The organism is Pantoea rwandensis (assembly GCF_000759475.1).
Classification (GTDB): domain Bacteria; phylum Pseudomonadota; class Gammaproteobacteria; order Enterobacterales; family Enterobacteriaceae; genus Pantoea; species Pantoea rwandensis_B.
This window is the reverse complement of the sequence record NZ_CP009454.1, coordinates 2,513,217-2,529,867: the sequence shown is the minus strand read 5'-3', so window position 1 is coordinate 2,529,867 and position 16,651 is coordinate 2,513,217. Positions and strand designations below refer to the sequence as shown.

Below are 16,651 nucleotides of genomic sequence, written 5' to 3'. Positions count from 1 at the left end.
CAGCAGAAGCTGGCCTTGAGGAGAATTACTTCTTCGCTTCCTGCCACTTACCGTCGATATAGAACATCGACCAGCCAGTCGCTTTGCCCTCCTTCTCGGAGGAAACATACTGCTGCTTAGTTTTACGGCTAAAACGCACTAACGTTTTATTGCCTTCCGGATCCGCTGCTGGCGCTTCCGCCAGGTATTTCAGCTTCTCAGGCAGACGGTCAGCAAAACGTTGCAGCTCTTCCACCAGCGGCGCACGCGTTTCACGCGATTTCGGGAAGGTGTTGGCCGCCAGGAATACCCCTGCCGCACCGTCACGCAATACAAAGTAGGCATCTGACTTTTCACACGCCAGCTCAGGCAACGGCACCGGATCTTCCTTCGGTGGTGCAACTTCACCATTGCGCAGAATCTTGCGAGTGTTTTTACACTCGTCGTTGGTGCAGGCCATGTATTTACCGAAGCGCCCCATTTTCAGGTGCATTTCAGAACCACACTTTTCACACTCTACGATCGGGCCGTCATAACCTTTGATGCGGAATTCGCCCTGTTCGATTTCGTAGCCGTCACATTCCGGGTTGTTACCACAGACGTGCAGCTTACGCTGATTGTCGATCAGGTAGCTATCCATCGCGGTGCCACACTTCTGGCAACGACGACGGGCACGTAACGCATTGGTTTCAGCATCATCGCCTTCCAGTACGTTAAGAACTTCGTTTTCCGGAATCAGATTGATGGTCTGTTTGCAGCGTTCTTTGGGTGGCAGCGCATAACCGGAGCAGCCGAGGAACACACCGGTACTGGCGGTACGGATACCCATTTGGCGGCTACAGGTCGGGCAGTCGATCGAGGTCAGCACCATCTGGTTCGGCTGCATGCCGCCCTCTTCTGGCTCTTTCTCGGCCTGACCTAACTGCTGGCTGAAATCGCTGAAGAAGGAATCCAGCACCGCTTTCCACTGCGCTTCGTTATTGGCGACCTGGTCAAGGCTGTCTTCCATGCGCGCGGTGAAGTCATAGTTCATCAGCTCACGGAAATTCTGTTCCAGACGATCGGTGACGATTTCACCCATCTTTTCAGCATAGAAGCGGCGGTTTTCTACCCGCACGTAACCGCGATCCTGAATGGTGGAAATAATTGAGGCATAGGTCGATGGACGGCCGATACCCCGTTTTTCCAACTCACGGACTAAGGAAGCTTCGCTGAAGCGGGCTGGCGGCTTGGTGAAGTGCTGGCTTGGCATCAGCTCCTTCAGGTCAAGCATATCGCCGACATTGACCGGTGGCAGCGTCAAGTCTTCATCGTTTTTACGCAGGGCTGGCATCACTTTTGTCCAGCCATCGAAACGCAAGGTGCGGCCTTTCGCTCTCAGTTTAAAGTCTGCTGCACCCACCGTCAGGGTGGTGGAGTCATACTGCGCAGGCACCATCTGGCAGGCCACAAACTGACGCCAGATCAGCTGGTACAGTTTCTGCGCATCAGCTTCCATATCTTTCAGCTGTTCTGCCTGAATATTGACATCCGAAGGACGGATCGCTTCGTGTGCTTCCTGCGAATTCTCTTTACTGGCGTAGGTGATCGGTGATTCTGGCAGATACTTTTTACCAAAACTCTTCTCGACAAAGCCGCGCGCCATCGCCACCGCATCCTGACTCAGGTTGGTGGAGTCAGTACGCATATAGGTGATGTGACCCGCTTCGTAGAGACGTTGCGCCATCATCATGGTTTTCTTCACGCCAAAACCGAGACGTGTACTCGCCGCTTGTTGCAATGTCGAGGTAATAAAAGGCGCAGACGGTTTACTGCTGGTCGGTTTGTCTTCACGATCCAGCACTTCGTAACGCGCGTTTTCCAGCACGGATACCGCAGCATAAGTTTGCTCGCGATTAACCGGACGGAACGCTTTGTCGCCCTGATGCGTGACTTGCATCCCCAGCGCGTCGCCTTTCGGCGTAGAGAAATCCGCATCGATCTCCCAATACTCTTCCGGCACGAACGCTTTAATTTCGTGCTCGCGCTCAACCACCAGTCGCACAGCCACAGACTGTACACGACCCGCAGACAAACCACGGGCAATTTTCTTCCACAGCAGCGGGGAAACCATGTAGCCCACCACGCGGTCCATAAAGCGACGCGCCTGCTGTGCATTAACACGCTCAATATTCAGTTCGCCCGGTTTTTCAAACGCCTGGCGAATCGCATTTTTGGTGATTTCGTTGAACACCACGCGGCTAAACCGCTTGTCATCGCCACCGATCACTTCCCGCAGGTGCCAGGCAATGGCCTCCCCTTCGCGGTCAAGGTCCGTTGCGAGGTAGATGTGGTCAGCATCGGCGGCGAGGCTTTTCAGTTCGGCTACGACTTTTTCTTTACCCGGCAGAATCTGATAGTCCGCTTCCCAGCCATGCCAGGGATCGACACCCATGCGACTGACCAATGCGGCCTTCTCATCCTTCTTAACCTTTTTTCCTGTTTTCGCCTTTTCCCCGTCGGTAGTTTTACGGGCAGTTGAACCGCTGGTCGGCAAATCACGGATATGACCGACGCTGGATTTCACCACGTAGTCATTACCGAGGTATTTATTGATTGTTTTGGCCTTTGCCGGGGACTCAACGATTACGAGTGCTTTACCCATATGTACCTTTACCTAATTGAAACGTCCTGATAAACGGGAGAGGATTCGGTGCCCCAAAACCCAACGGGTTCAATATTGCTGCCAACTTTTCACATTTCAAGGCAGCGGGGATAATCTCAGGTCAGATTGCATCGACTTATGCAACTTTATGATTAGAAGCGGGTTTTCCATCTGACAGCACCACACATCCGGGTGTGATCTCCCTGAAAGCTGAATCGCCCACACTCTACCTGATAAAATCCGTTACGCAACTTAATTAGCATTCTGATTAATTTTGCGCCAGTTTTGCTGACGGACGTTGATTTGATGAACAGCCCAACTCGCTAGTAATATAGAAGGAGAACGATTGCTGTCAAAAAAGAGGTGAACAATGTCAGTAGAAACGGAATCCATTTCACGCCAGGCGTTACTGGAAATAGCCAATCAAATGATCAAGCAGCACGACGGTTATTTAGCCGGGATGGAAGCCAATGACGTGATACAGCAGGGCAACGTTTTGGTGTTTCGTGGCCCCTGGTTCCTGGATGATGAAGGCCTGCCGAGCGCGAAAACTACCGCCGTGTTTAACGTGTTTAAATCCCTTGCCGTTGAACTCTCCTCACGCTATCACTTGGCATAAAAAAGCCCGGCATTTGCCGGGCTCGCTTACAACAGCGGCTTATCACCGCGCTGCCATATTTTCAGAATTAACCGCTCGGCCGCCAGACTGGCGCTGTTGGTGAAACGGTCCATCATTTTCTTCTTCCGTGCATAATGCACACCCAACACATTGAATCGGTCCATCTGTTTGATGATTAACGCATCGCTGGTGCCGATTTCATCAATCAGGCCCAAGTCCAGCGCCTGGCGTCCATACCAGTGTTCACCAGTGGCCACTTTTTCCAAATCCAGTGTTGGGCGCATCTGCTGAACGAACTCTTTGAACAGCAGATGAGTTTCGTTGAGATCTTCCTGGAACTTCTCACGGCCTTCGTCGGTGTTTTCACCAAACAAGGTCAGCGTGCGCTTATATTGACCCGCAGTGTGCAGTTCAACGTCGATATCATTGCGTTTCAGCAGGCGATTAAAGTTGGGGATCTGCGCGACCACACCAATTGAGCCAATAATGGAGAAAGGCGCCGCAACAATACGGTCCGCAACACAAGCCATCATATAGCCACCGCTCGCCGCCACTTTATCGACGACTGCGGTCAACTGCAGGCCCGCGTCACGCAGGCGCTGCAACTGAGATGCGGCCAGGCCATAACCGTGCACCACGCCACCCGGACTTTCCAGACGCAGCAAGACTTCATCTCCCGGCACTGCCACCGCCAGCACAGCGGAAATTTCCTCACGCAAAGAGCTGACTTCACCCGCATCCATGCTGCCTTTAAACTCCAGCACGTAGAGAGTGGGTTTACTGGCTTCGCTCACCCCGGCTTTGGCATTGCGCTTCTCGATTTTGGCTTTTTGCTTCTCTTCTTTTTTATGCTGCTTCAGCCACACTTTTTGCGCCTGTGGCTTCATCTTCGCCAACTGCAGGTCTTCCTTCATTTCACGATAATCATCGTCGAGATGAGTCAAGCGCAGTTGACCACCGCTGTGGCGTTTACGCATCGCAGCATTGAGCACAATCAGAACAATAGCTGCGAACGCCACCACCACGGTGACGGCCTTGGCCAGAAATAATCCATAACTGGTGAGTAAATCCATTCTGCCGCCTTATTAAACAGTGAATTACAAACAAAGGCTGAGTTTAACCGCTTTAGCGACTTTCGTCGCCTGAAATGCCCGTAGGCGGCACAGATTGCGAGGCGCGATGATTGCACCTGACGCCAAATTGAGGCATAAAGCCAAAAACCCTCTGACCTGCCAAAGGACATCGCTGTGCATTATCAACCGAAAAGCGATCTGCTGGAAAATCGCATTATCCTCGTGACCGGCGCTTCAGACGGCATTGGCCGTGAAGCGGCACTGACTTATGCGCGCTACGGCGCACGCGTCATTTTGCTGGGCCGCAATGCCGAGACGCTGCAACAAACGGAACATGCCATCGATCAACTGAATAAGCAGCCCGCATCACATTTGCTGCTGGACTTGTCGCATGCCACACCAGAAAACTGTGCCGAGGTGGCCGATCATATTGCCGCTTTGGTGCCACGGCTCGATGGTGTGCTGCACAATGCCGGGATTCTGGGTGAAATCGTCCCGCTGGCGGAACTCGATCCTCAGGTCTGGCGCCAGGTGATGCAGATCAATCTTGACGCCACCTTCTACTTAACTCAGGCATTGCTGCCGCTACTGCTAAAATCAGACGCCGGTTCACTGGTGTTTACCACGTCCAGCGTGGGTCGTACCGGCCGTGCGGGATGGGGAGCCTATGCGGTGTCGAAGTTCGCCACCGAAGGCATGATGCAGGTGCTGGCCGATGAGTATAAAAATCGCCATCTTCGGGTAAATTGCATCAATCCTGGTGGCACCCGCACTAAAATGCGTGCCAGTGCCTTCCCGGATGAAAATGCCAGTTTACTGAAAACGCCTGCCGATTTGATGCCGCTTTATCTTTACTTAATGGGCGATGACAGCCGCCGCAAAACCGGCATCAGTTTTGATGCGCAACCGGGACGCAAACCGGGGCCTGCCAGCGCATGAGTGACCGTCATCAGCAGCGACAGCAGCGTTTAAAAGAACAGGTTGATGCGCGCATTGCTGCCGCGACAGAAGCGCGTGGCATTTTGATGGTGTTCACCGGCAATGGCAAAGGCAAAACCACCGCCGCCTTTGGTACGGCTGTACGCGCTTGCGGACACGGTAAAAACGTTGCCGCCGTGCAGTTTATTAAAGGTGAATGGCCAAATGGTGAGCGCAATTTGCTGGAGCAGCATGGCGTGGAATTTCAGGTGATGGCCACCGGCTTTACCTGGGATACCCAGAATCGGGAGACCGATACCGCCGCCTGCCAACAGGTTTGGCAACAGGCAAAACGTATGCTTGCCGATGAGCATGTGGATTTAGTGATCCTCGATGAAATCACCTACATGGTCAGCATGGATTATCTGGATCTGGATGAACTGGTGCGCGTGCTGGGACAACGTCCGGTTCAGCAAAGTGTGATTATCACCGGTCGAGGCTGCCATCGAACCTTGCTGGAGATGGCGGATACCGTGACCGAGATGCGCCCGGTTAAGCATGCGTTTGATGCAGGCATTCAGGCTCAGCAGGGAATAGATTGGTAAAACAGTGACGCCGCTGCATGCGGCGTCACGGGCATATCAGGAACCGCGCTTGTTGGTTCCGCTGGTACGCGTGCTGCTGTTGCGGCTGCTACTGCTGCCACCGCGACGTGGGCTGCCGCTCACATTGCTATGACGTTTTACCGCACGACGAATCTGATTGGCTTTAGTACGACGACGATCTTTTTCAACCGCGACTTTCGTCACCGTCTCTTCCGGCATATCCACCAGCGTACGCAGGTAGTTAACCGCCGGTAATTCCATCTCCATCCAGCCACCGCGTGGTAAGCCTTTTGGCAGCTGAATATCGCCATAACGGACGCGCATCAGACGGCTAACCTGCACACCTACGGCTTCCCACAAGCGGCGGACTTCACGGTTACGTCCTTCGGTCAGGGTGACGTTATACCACTGGTTGATGCCTTCACCGCCAGCAAACTTAATGGTTTTGAACGATGCCGGGCCATCTTCTAACTGCACACCTTTACTGAGCTGACGAATTTTATCGTCATCCACTTCGCCGAATACACGCACCGCATATTCACGCTCAACTTCACGGCTTGGGTGCATCAGACGGTTCGCCAGTTCACCATCGGTGGTGAATAACATCAGACCACAGGTGTTAACGTCCAGACGACCCACAGCGATCCAGCGTGAACCGCGCAGACGTGGCAGACGGTCGAATACCGTCGGGCGCCCTTCAGGATCGTTACGGGTACAGAGTTCGCCTTCTGGTTTGTAATACGCCAGCACCCGGCAGACTTCGGTTGCGGATTCAGCAATTGAAACCAGATGGCCATCAATACGAATTTTCAGGGATTTATCATTTTCAATGCGATCGCCCAGCGTCGCCAGTTTGCCATCGACGCTGACGCGTCCGGCTGAAATCATCGTTTCGATTTCGCGGCGTGAACCGTGACCGGCGCGCGCTAATACTTTTTGTAGTTTCTCACTCATGGAGATGCCTCGTTGTCGCCTTCCCAGGCGTCGTGGTAAGAAGAGGTACGATACGGGGATTACCAGTTCCCATATCAGAATCTGTTACCGCTGAGCATAGCGCATGCCATCTCAGGCGGCCCGCGATTTTACACTAACGCAAGTTTCGTTAACACCTTTTCCTTTGCTGCCGATAATAAAGGCCAAAGGCTGCGTCACTCGTTTAGTGCCCTATGCCTATACATTTACGCTGCTGATAGATACACCAACCGCACTTCTCTTCTTCATGCGCCAAGTGACTGAATTTTTATCATTTGCTGCTGGCAATATAAGCCTGGTTATTACCCCCACTTTAGACCCGTGATACATTAGCGCTTTTCAAGACTGGTCTGCTAGCATTGCGCACCACGCTTAAGGATAATCCCAAACATAAAATCTAAACCCAAACTGCAAAACAGGATAAACCACTAATTAACCGGGATAAATTAGGCTCATTAATCCAGTAAATTTAAATTACCAGTTAATTGGCACTGCAGGTTGGATTAAGTCTGTATTTTCGCATTATTTGATTCAGATTAAATTTGATGAATTGTTCTGATTTAAAAATTGTGTAAAATTTAAGTCTGAAACAGAGTGTGCCGTATTTATAAAAGCGTAACCTTTACTATTTACACTCGTTTCTCTAACAAGCCTTTAACGAAATCACTGTGGCATTGTTGATAATATAAACCGGCGCACGCAGGAATTGACGCGTTTATTCATTCACGGAATGAATTTAATTTGCATGTCGAAAGTCTTCACCAGGGATTTTCCTGACATGCTTAAAAGAAGATGACTATCATGAAAACCTCTCTGCTTTGGCCTGCGCTCGCGGCGCTGGCACTGAGCGGCTGTTCCGTGGGCCATACTGAGTATAGTCGCGCGGCGCTTGAACACGTGGATATGAGCGTGACAGGCATCCCGACGGTACTGGGTCTGGGTATCCTTGGTACAACCATCCCCTTAACGCCAGAGTACAGCCTGACAGCTGCGCACGTCGCCACCACTGCCGTGCAGCGTGTTAAGGCTTATCATCCTTATTGCGACGTCGCGATTATTTATCATAAGAATAGCCCGGAAACGCTGGCAAAATTCCGCACCAGTAAAGTGGGTGAGCCCATTAAGATGTACGGTTACAGCTTTATTTCTGCTATGCCCGTGGAATCAAGTGGCGTTAATTTAGCGCGCACAGCGATTACCAATAAATGGAATAAAAAACCGTGCATGGCAATGGCATCAAATGCTGGCGTTGTGCAGGGAATGTCGGGGGGCGCGGTATATAATGCTGACCAGACAATTGGCGGAGTGATTGTGGGCTACAGCCATGAAATTTCCAATGTGCGCAGCAAACAAGTCATCCTCAAAGATGTTTCACTGTATATTCCGTACGGTGATTTTAAACATTGGTTAGAAAAAAATATTGGCCAGACGACGTTAACGCCGCCTGACCACGCGTGATTAGAGGAACGGGCGCGTGTCGCCGACCCCTTCACGAACCACAACCGGGACATCGCTGGTGAGATCGATCACCGTCGTCGGCTGCTGCCCTAACGTGCCGCCATCAATGATCAGATCCACCAGCTTACCGATGCTGTGCTGAATCTCTTCCGGATCCGATTCCGTGAAGTCATTACCGGGCAACATCAGCGAAGTAGACATCATCGGCTCATTCAATCTCTCCAGTAACGCCAGCGCCACCGGGTTGGAAGGTACGCGCAAACCAATGGTTTTACGTTTGTCATTCATCAAACGACGCGGCACTTCTTTGGTCGCTTTAAGAATGAAGGTGTAACTGCCCGGCGTATTATTTTTCAGAATACGAAACGAGGTATTGTCCACCTGCGAATACGTCGAGAGCTCAGACAGATCGCGACACATCAAAGTAAAGTTGTGGTTGCCATCTAACTGCCGGATACGGCAGATACGCTCCATGGCGTTCTTCTCTTCCAGTCGGCAGCCCAGCGCATAACCCGAATCAGTGGGATAGACAATCACGCCACCTTTATTGAGATAATCGACCGCCTGATTGACGAGGCGCGGTTGCGGGTTATCTGGATGAATGTGAAAAAATTGACTCATAAAAACCTCATGTCACCTGTCTGCAAGAGTTACGGCGGGCGCTAGCGCAGGAAAGCGCTCCCAGATGGGTTCAACGCCGCCTGGCAACCATAATTTGCGCCCCAGTTCTATCCACGGACAGGGTTGGTGAAAATCTGATCCCTGCGATCCCGCCAGCTTATTGTCGCGCGCATATGTCGCGAGCTGCGTGCGCTCGTTGGGTGCCTGCTGACACTGCGCCACTTCCATTGCATCACCACCGACCTCAGCGAAATGGGCAATCAGTCGTTTAAGCCACTTTGCAGACAATCCATAGCGACCCGGATGTGCGAGTACCGCAACGCCGCCAGAATGATGAATGGCATCAATAGCTTGTTTAATTGTACACCATTGCGGCGGCACATAGCCGGTTTTCCCACGGGCAAGATAGTTCTTGAACACTTGCGCCATGTTATCGGCTTTACCGACCTCGACCAGATAACGGGCGAAATGACCGCGGGTGATGACACCGCCCTGCGCCAGGCGTTGGGCGCCAACCCACGCGTCAGGAATGCGGGCACGTTCGAGGCGTTCAGCGATCAGCTGCGCCCGTTCAACACGGCATTGATGCTGTTGCTCAAGAAACGAGGTCAGCGCCGGGTGCTGGCAATCCACATTCAAACCTACGATATGAATTTCGTGGTTTTCCCACAAAGTAGAGGCTTCTAATCCGGCCAGAATACGAATCGGTAGATTCTGTTGCAGCACGACGGCTTGCGCTTCTGCCACGCCAGCAATGGTGTCGTGATCGGTAATCGCCAGTACCCCTACTTTCATTGCGACGGCACGTTGTACCAACTCGGTTGGGGTCAGCAAACCGTCAGACGCCTGGGTATGGCTGTGTAAATCGTAAAGGGGAAAACGGGCAATATCCGACAAGGTAACTCCAGCAGCAACTTAACTCGGCTGGCATGATAACGATTTTGACCCTGACTGAAAAAGGGTATTGACTTTTTTCACCTGAACCAGTTAACTAGTACACAAGTTCACACGTAACGGGTATCTCATCATGGCTAATTTTGGTACGCATGCAAAAGGTTGGTGGCGCGATAATCCTTTAAACGGGCGACGTCGTCGTGCACAACATGCGTAACCACTGTGCAGATACCTGAGCCCGCCACCGAGCGGGCTTTTTTTTGAGCGAAATTCAGAGATGACAATAATGGCTAATGCGAAACCTACATTGAAGTTGATTACCGGTACCGCGCCCTACCGCGAAGATCCGGCCGCAGTGTTCCATCAAATTTGCGGCGCACGTCCGGCAACTCTGCTGCTTGAATCGGCCGATATCGACAGCAAAAAGAATCTGAAAAGCTTACTGATTGTGGATAGCGCCCTGCGCATCAGCGCACTGGGCAACGTGGTGACATTGCAGGCGCTGTCAGAAAACGGCCGCACCATTCTGCCGCTGCTGGATGAAGCACTGCCGCAGGATGTCAGAATTGAAGCACGTCCGGATGGCCGCGTGCTGCATTTCCCGCTGCCTCAGGGCCTGCACGATGAAGATTCACGTCTGAAAGCATTATCTGTTTTCGACGCACTGCGCCTGATTCCGCAGTTGGTGAACAGCCCGGCGGAAGAGCGTGAAGCGATGTTCCTCGGCGGCCTGTTTGCTTATGACCTGGTGGCCGGATTCGAAGATTTACCTGAACTGCGTAACGAGCAAAGCTGCCCGGATTACTGCTTCTACCTGGCTGAAACCCTGCTGGTGATTGATCACCAGACGCGCAGCGCTCGTCTGCAGGCGAGCTTGTTCAGCCCGTCCACCAGCGAATTCCAGCGCTTGCAGAGCCGTGTTGAGCAACTGCGCGGTCAAATGACGCAGCCTGCCCCGGCCTTGCCAGTTCAGCGCTTTGAGCAAATGGCACTGAGCACCAACCAGAGCGATGAAGAGTATTGCACCGTGGTGCGTGAAATGCAGGAAGCAATTCGCATCGGCGAAATCTTCCAGGTGGTGCCATCGCGCCGCTTCTCGCTGCCGTGCCCTTCTCCACTGGCCGCTTATGACACGCTGAAGCACAGCAATCCCAGCCCATATATGTTCTTTATGCAGGATCAGGACTTTGCGCTGTTTGGCGCTTCACCAGAAAGCTCACTCAAGTATGACGCCACTTCACGTCAGATTGAGATCTACCCGATTGCCGGTACGCGTCCACGTGGCCGTCATGCCGATGGTTCACTGGATCGCGATCTCGACAGCCGTATCGAACTGGAAATGCGCACCGACCATAAAGAGCTGGCAGAACATCTCATGCTGGTGGATCTGGCGCGTAATGATCTGGCTCGCATCTGCGTTCCCGGTAGCCGCTATGTGGCAGACCTGACTAAAGTCGACCGTTACTCTTTCGTGATGCATCTGGTCTCTCGCGTGGTCGGCACGCTGCGTAACGATCTTGACGTCCTGCACGCCTATCGCGCCTGTATGAACATGGGCACCTTAAGCGGCGCACCCAAAGTGCGTGCTATGCAGTTAATCGCTGAGAAAGAAGGTACGCGTCGTGGCAGCTATGGCGGTGCGGTCGGCTATTTCACCGCACACGGCGATTTGGATACCTGCATCGTGATTCGCTCCGCGTGGGTGGAAGACGGTGTTGCCACCGTGCAAGCCGGTGCCGGTGTGGTACTGGACTCTCAGCCTCAGGCTGAAGCGGATGAAAGCCGCAATAAAGCGCGCGCGGTATTACGTGCCATCGCCACAGCCCATCATTGCAAGGAGATTTTCTGATGGCCGATATCCTGTTGCTCGATAATATCGACTCCTTTACCTATAACCTCGTTGATCAGCTGCGTACCTTTGGCCACAACGTGGTGATTTACCGCAATAACGTCCCTGCTGATGTACTGATTGAACGCCTGCAGCAGATGGAGAATCCGGTGCTGATGCTGTCCCCTGGCCCCGGTGCACCAAAAGATGCCGGCTGCATGCCTGCGCTGCTGCAAGCCCTGCGAGGTCGCCTGCCGATTATTGGTATTTGCCTCGGTCATCAGGCGATTGTTGAGGCTTATGGTGGTCATGTAGGCCAGGCCGGTGAGATTCTGCACGGCAAAGCCTCTTCGATTAATCATGATGGTGAAGCGATGTTTAGCGGCCTGAGCAATCCGCTGCCGGTGGCCCGTTATCACTCGCTGGTGGGCAGCAATACGCCTGCCGAATTGACCGTTAACGCCAGCTACAACGGCATGGTCATGGCCGTTCGCCATGATGCCGACCGTGTGTGTGGCTTCCAGTTCCACCCCGAATCGATTCTCACCACCCAGGGTGCACGTTTGTTAGAGCAAACGCTGGCCTGGGCGCTGGCGAAATAATAGGGAGATTATGATGCAAACTATTCTGGAAAAACTCTATCAGGCACAAACCCTGAGCCAGGCGGAAAGCCACCAGCTTTTTAGCGCCATTATTAAAGGGCAGCTGGAGCCAACCCAATTAGCCGCCGCGCTGATTGCCATGAAAGTCCGTGGCGAACGCCCGGAAGAGATTGCGGGTGCCGCTACGGCACTGCTGGAAGACGCGAAACCATTCCCGCGTCCGAATTACACCTTTGCCGATATCGTTGGCACCGGCGGTGACGGCAGCAACAGCATTAACATCTCCACCGCCAGCGCCTTTGTCGCGGCAACTTGCGGGTTGAAAGTGGCAAAACACGGCAATCGCAGCGTCTCGAGCAAATCCGGCTCTTCCGATCTGCTGGCCGCTTTTGGGATCGATCTGGATATGCCGGCGGAAAAAGCGCGTAAGGCACTGGACGATCTGAACGTCTGCTTCCTGTTCGCCCCGCAATATCACAGCGGATTCCGCCATGCGATGCCGGTGCGTCAACAGTTAAAAACCCGCACCTTATTTAACGTGCTGGGCCCTTTAATTAACCCGGCACGGCCTCCTCTCGCGGTCATCGGCGTTTACAGCCCGGAACTGGTGCTGCCGATTGCTCAAACTTTGAAAGTGCTCGGTTATCAGCGTGCGGCGGTGGTGCATGGCGGCGGGATGGATGAAGTGGCGCTGCACAGTCCGACCCAGGTTGCTGAGCTGCGTGACGGTGAAATCACCGGTTATCAGCTAACGCCAGAAGACTTCGGCTTTGGCTTCCATGATAAAGAAGCACTGGCGGGCGGCACGCCGGAAGAAAACCGTGACATTCTGGCGCGTTTACTCCAGGGTAAAGGCCAGCCGGCCCATGAGCAGGCCGTTGCGGTGAACGTCGCAATGTTGCTGAAAGTATTCGGAAATGAAGATTTGCGCGACAACGCTCAGCGCGCCATCACTGCAATTCGCAGTGGTCAGGCTTACGAGCGCGTTGTTGCTCTGGCAGCGAGAGGATGAGATGAGTATCAAGGGCACCGTTTTAGAGAAAATTGTTCAGGATAAAGCCGTCTGGGTTGAAGCGCGCAAGGTACAGCAGCCGCTGGCGACCTTCCAGAACAGCTTGCAGCCTGCAGGACGCCACTTTTACGATGCGCTGCGCGGCACGCGCACGGTGTTCATCCTGGAATGCAAAAAAGCGTCACCGTCGAAGGGTTTGATCCGTGAAGATTTTGATCCTGTGACCATTGCCGGGGTTTATCGTCATCACGCCTCGGCTGTTTCCGTCTTAACTGACGAGAAGTATTTCCAGGGTGATTTTGACTTTCTGCCCATCGTCAGCGCCGCGATTACTCAACCGGTGCTGTGCAAAGACTTCATTATCGACCCCTATCAAATCTATCTGGCGCGCCACTATCAGGCCGATGCCATCCTGCTGATGCTGTCCGTGCTGGATGATGAGCAATATCGTCAGCTCGCCGCCGTGGCGCATAGCCTGAAAATGGGCGTACTGACTGAAGTCAGCAATGAAGAAGAACTGGAGCGTGCCATTGCGCTGGAAGCGAAGGTCGTGGGCATCAACAACCGCGACTTGCGCGATCTGTCCATCGATTTGAATCGCACCCGCCAACTGGCACCACGTTTAAGCCACGGTGTCACGGTCATCAGCGAATCGGGCATTCATAACTACGCACAAGTGCGTGAGCTGAGCCACTTCGCCAACGGTTTCCTGATTGGTTCCGCGCTGATGGAAGAAGCCGATCTAAATGCTGGCGTGCGTCGCGTATTGCTCGGTGACAACAAAGTCTGCGGCCTGACCCGACCTGAAGATGCGCGTATTGCGCACGAAGCAGGAGCGATTTATGGCGGGGTGATCTTTGCTGAGGGTTCACCGCGTAAAGTCAGCGCCGAACAAGCGCAAAATGTGATAGCGGCTGCACCACTGAAGTATGTCGGCGTATTCCGCAATAACACTGCAAGTGACGTTGTCACGCACGCCACGTCACTCAAACTTTCTGCTGTGCAATTGCATGGCGATGAAGATCAGGCGTTCGTCGCAGAACTGCGCAGCGCCCTGCCAGAAGAGGTGAAAATTTGGAAGGCGCTGAGTATTAGCGGCAGCCTTCCAGCCCGCGATTGGCCGCATGTGGATCGTTACGTGTTCGATAACGGCCAGGGCGGCAGCGGACAGCGATTTGACTGGTCACTGCTGCAGGGTGAAGACCTGAGCAACGTGCTGCTGGCCGGCGGATTAAGCGCCGACAACTGCGTAGAGGCTGCACAACTGGGCTGCGCCGGACTGGACTTTAACTCTGGCGTTGAATCCGCGCCCGGCATCAAAGATGCCAGTAAAGTCGCGGCGGTATTCCGCACGCTGCGCGCCTATTAATTTCGCTCGCCCGCCGATGTGCGGGCCGCATAAGGAAGATGAAAGATGACTACGTTATTGAATCCCTACTTTGGCGAGTTTGGCGGTCAATATGTTCCACAGATTTTAATGCCCGCTCTGCGCCAGTTAGAAAGCGCCTTTGTTGAGGCGCAGCGCGATACCGAATTTCAGGCTGAATTTACCGATCTGTTAAAAAACTATGCTGGCCGTCCCACCGCATTAACGCTTTGCAGCAATCTGACCAAAGGCACGAAAACCCGCCTGTATCTGAAGCGTGAAGATCTGCTGCACGGCGGTGCACACAAAACCAACCAGGTGTTGGGCCAGGCGCTGCTCGCTAAGCGCATGGGCAAAAATGAAATCATCGCTGAGACCGGCGCCGGGCAGCATGGCGTGGCTTCAGCGCTGGCTTGCGCGCTGCTGGGCATGAAGTGTCGAATTTACATGGGCGCAAAAGATGTTGAGCGCCAGTCACCCAACGTGTTCCGTATGCGTTTAATGGGCGCGGAAGTGATTCCGGTGCACAGTGGTTCGGCTACGTTGAAAGATGCCTGTAATGAAGCGCTGCGCGACTGGTCTGGTAGCTATGAAACCGCGCACTACATGCTCGGTACAGCAGCCGGTCCGCATCCCTTCCCGACCATTGTGCGTGAATTCCAGCGCATGATTGGCGAAGAGACCAAAGCGCAGATTCTGGAACGTGAAGGCCGTCTGCCGGATGCGGTGCTGGCCTGTGTGGGTGGCGGTTCAAATGCCATCGGCATGTTCGCTGACTTTATTGATGACACCAACGTCGGTCTGATCGGCGTTGAGCCCGCGGGTCACGGCATCGAAACCGGCGAACACGGCGCGCCACTTAAGCACGGTCGCGTCGGTATCTACTTCGGCATGAAAGCGCCAATGATGCAGACCGAGGAAGGCCAGATAGAGGAGTCCTATTCCATTTCTGCTGGCCTCGACTTCCCTTCTGTCGGCCCACAGCACGCCCATCTCAACAGCATTGGTCGCGCCGAGTATGTGTCGATTACCGATGATGAAGCGCTGTCAGCGTTCAAAGAGTTGTGTCGTGCAGAAGGCATTATTCCGGCTCTGGAATCCTCTCATGCTCTGGCGCACGCGCTGAAAATGATCCGCGAGAACCCAGAGAAAGAGCAGTTGCTGGTGGTTAACTTGTCCGGTCGCGGCGACAAAGACATCTTCACCGTTCACGATATTTTGAAAGCTAAGGGAGAGATTTGATGGAACGTTATAATCAGCTGTTTCAACGTCTGTCGGCGAAGAAAGAAGGCGCCTTTGTTCCTTTCGTCACCCTTGGCGATCCGACCCCTGAACTGTCACTGAAGATCATCGATACCCTGGTAGCAGGTGGCGCCGATGCGTTAGAGCTGGGCATTCCATTTTCCGATCCACTGGCGGACGGCCCAACAATTCAGGGGGCAACCTTACGTGCCTTTGCCGCGGGTTCCACTGTCGCGCAGTGTTTCGAGATCCTTGCCACCGTGCGCCAGAAGTATCCTGAACTGCCGATTGGGCTGTTGATGTACGCTAATCTGGTATTCAGCAAAGGTATCGACAACTTCTACGCGCAGTGTGAAGCCGTCGGCGTTGATTCCGTGCTGGTGGCGGATGTACCGGTTGAAGAGTCTGCGCCGTTCCGTCAGGCTGCAATGCGTCATAACGTTGCGCCGATCTTTATCTGCCCACCGAATGCGGATGATGATTTGCTGCGGGAGATCGCCTCACACGGTCGCGGTTATACCTATCTGTTGTCGCGCGCGGGCGTGACGGGTGCAGAAAATCGCGCCAGCCAACCGCTGAATCATTTGATTGAGAAGCTGAGCGAATATCACGCTGCACCCCCGTTGCAGGGATTTGGTATCTCAGAAGCAAGCCAGGTGAGAGAAGCCATCGCGGCGGGCGCGGCGGGTGCTATTTCGGGATCAGCGATTGTGAAGATCATCGAACGTAACCAGAACGATCCCGACACGCTGTTAGCTGAACTCAAAGCGTTTGTCAGTGATCTGAAAGCCGGTACGCGCTAAATCTTTAAGACCTTA

14 protein-coding genes, 1 pseudogene and 1 other annotated feature are annotated in these 16,651 nt (G+C 53.5%); of the genes and pseudogenes, 10 read left to right on the top strand and 5 right to left on the bottom strand.

The features are described 5' to 3' along the window. Positions 1-25: 25 nt before the first annotated feature. Positions 26-2,623 (bottom strand): type I DNA topoisomerase, encoded by a 2,598-nt coding sequence (topA, locus tag LH22_RS11570; protein WP_038646692.1) that lies wholly within the window; start codon positions 2,621-2,623, stop codon positions 26-28. A 370-nt stretch (positions 2,624-2,993) separates the two neighbouring features. Between topA and LH22_RS11565 the strand changes: the two genes are divergently transcribed. Then, positions 2,994-3,242, top strand: coding sequence for a DUF2498 family protein (locus tag LH22_RS11565; protein WP_038646691.1), 249 nt, complete (start codon positions 2,994-2,996; stop codon positions 3,240-3,242). A 26-nt stretch (positions 3,243-3,268) separates the two neighbouring features. Here the strand turns inward: LH22_RS11565 and sohB are convergent, their stop codons facing one another. Then, the gene (gene sohB / locus LH22_RS11560) at positions 3,269-4,315 is read right to left on the bottom strand and encodes a protease SohB (RefSeq protein ID WP_038646689.1); all 1,047 of its coding nucleotides are present in this window, start codon (positions 4,313-4,315) and stop codon (positions 3,269-3,271) included. 174 nt (positions 4,316-4,489) lie between these two features. Here sohB and LH22_RS11555 point away from each other — a divergent pair, with 174 nt between their 5' ends. Continuing rightward, positions 4,490-5,254, top strand: a complete 765-nt coding sequence (locus LH22_RS11555) for a YciK family oxidoreductase (protein ID WP_038646687.1) — start codon at positions 4,490-4,492, stop codon at positions 5,252-5,254. Further along, positions 5,251-5,838 carry a cob(I)yrinic acid a,c-diamide adenosyltransferase gene (gene cobO, locus LH22_RS11550; protein ID WP_038646685.1) on the top strand — a complete coding sequence of 196 codons (588 nt, stop codon included), beginning with the start codon at positions 5,251-5,253 and terminating at the stop codon, positions 5,836-5,838. Before LH22_RS11555 ends, cobO begins: the two co-directional genes overlap by 4 nt. Positions 5,839-5,874: 36 nt before the next feature. On the opposite strand, the gene rluB is transcribed toward cobO, so the two are convergent. Beyond that, positions 5,875-6,792: a 23S rRNA pseudouridine(2605) synthase RluB gene (gene rluB / locus LH22_RS11545; RefSeq protein WP_034821500.1), complete on the bottom strand. Its 918-nt coding sequence runs from the start codon at positions 6,790-6,792 to the stop codon at positions 5,875-5,877. A 103-nt stretch (positions 6,793-6,895) separates the two neighbouring features. On the opposite strand from rluB, the gene LH22_RS20590 reads away from it, so the two are divergent. Both LH22_RS20590 and LH22_RS11540 read left to right on the top strand, forming a co-directional pair. Next, entirely contained in the window at positions 6,896-7,135 is a 240-nt protein-coding gene (locus tag LH22_RS20590; protein WP_156102793.1) for a hypothetical protein, read from the top strand. A gap of 476 nt (positions 7,136-7,611) precedes the next feature. Further along, positions 7,612-8,268, top strand: coding sequence for a serine protease (locus LH22_RS11540; protein WP_034821503.1), 657 nt, complete (start codon positions 7,612-7,614; stop codon positions 8,266-8,268). Here the strand turns inward: LH22_RS11540 and LH22_RS11535 are convergent, their stop codons facing one another. Together LH22_RS11535 and rnm are read right to left on the bottom strand one after the other, a co-directional pair. Beyond that, on the bottom strand, positions 8,269-8,889 hold the full coding sequence (locus LH22_RS11535) for an L-threonylcarbamoyladenylate synthase (RefSeq protein WP_038646682.1): 621 nt from the start codon (positions 8,887-8,889) through the stop codon (positions 8,269-8,271). Positions 8,890-8,901: 12 nt separating this feature from the next. Then, entirely contained in the window at positions 8,902-9,786 is an 885-nt protein-coding gene (gene rnm, locus LH22_RS11530) for an RNase RNM (protein ID WP_038646680.1), read from the bottom strand. Between the two features lie 154 nt (positions 9,787-9,940). Next, positions 9,941-10,045: a sequence feature (Trp leader region), on the top strand. A 24-nt stretch (positions 10,046-10,069) separates the two neighbouring features. Between rnm and LH22_RS11525 the strand changes: the two genes are divergently transcribed. The 5 genes and pseudogenes from LH22_RS11525 to trpA all read left to right on the top strand — a co-directional run bounded on the left by LH22_RS11525 (position 10,070) and on the right by trpA (position 16,636). Further along, a complete protein-coding gene (locus LH22_RS11525) occupies positions 10,070-11,632 on the top strand; it encodes an anthranilate synthase component 1 (protein ID WP_038646679.1) in 1,563 nt (520 codons plus the stop codon). Next, a pseudogene (trpD, locus tag LH22_RS20870) lies at positions 11,632-13,225 on the top strand (bifunctional anthranilate synthase glutamate amidotransferase component TrpG/anthranilate phosphoribosyltransferase TrpD). The gene LH22_RS11525 and the pseudogene trpD overlap by 1 nt, the downstream one beginning before the upstream one ends. 1 nt (position 13,226) lies before the next feature. Then, entirely contained in the window at positions 13,227-14,594 is a 1,368-nt protein-coding gene (gene trpCF, locus LH22_RS11510; protein ID WP_038646673.1) for a bifunctional indole-3-glycerol-phosphate synthase TrpC/phosphoribosylanthranilate isomerase TrpF, read from the top strand. 45 nt (positions 14,595-14,639) lie between these two features. Continuing rightward, positions 14,640-15,833, top strand: a complete 1,194-nt coding sequence (gene trpB, locus LH22_RS11505) for a tryptophan synthase subunit beta (RefSeq protein ID WP_038646672.1) — start codon at positions 14,640-14,642, stop codon at positions 15,831-15,833. Next, on the top strand, positions 15,833-16,636 hold the full coding sequence (gene trpA, locus LH22_RS11500) for a tryptophan synthase subunit alpha (RefSeq protein ID WP_038646670.1): 804 nt from the start codon (positions 15,833-15,835) through the stop codon (positions 16,634-16,636). Before trpB ends, trpA begins: the two co-directional genes overlap by 1 nt. Positions 16,637-16,651: the final 15 nt, after the last annotated feature.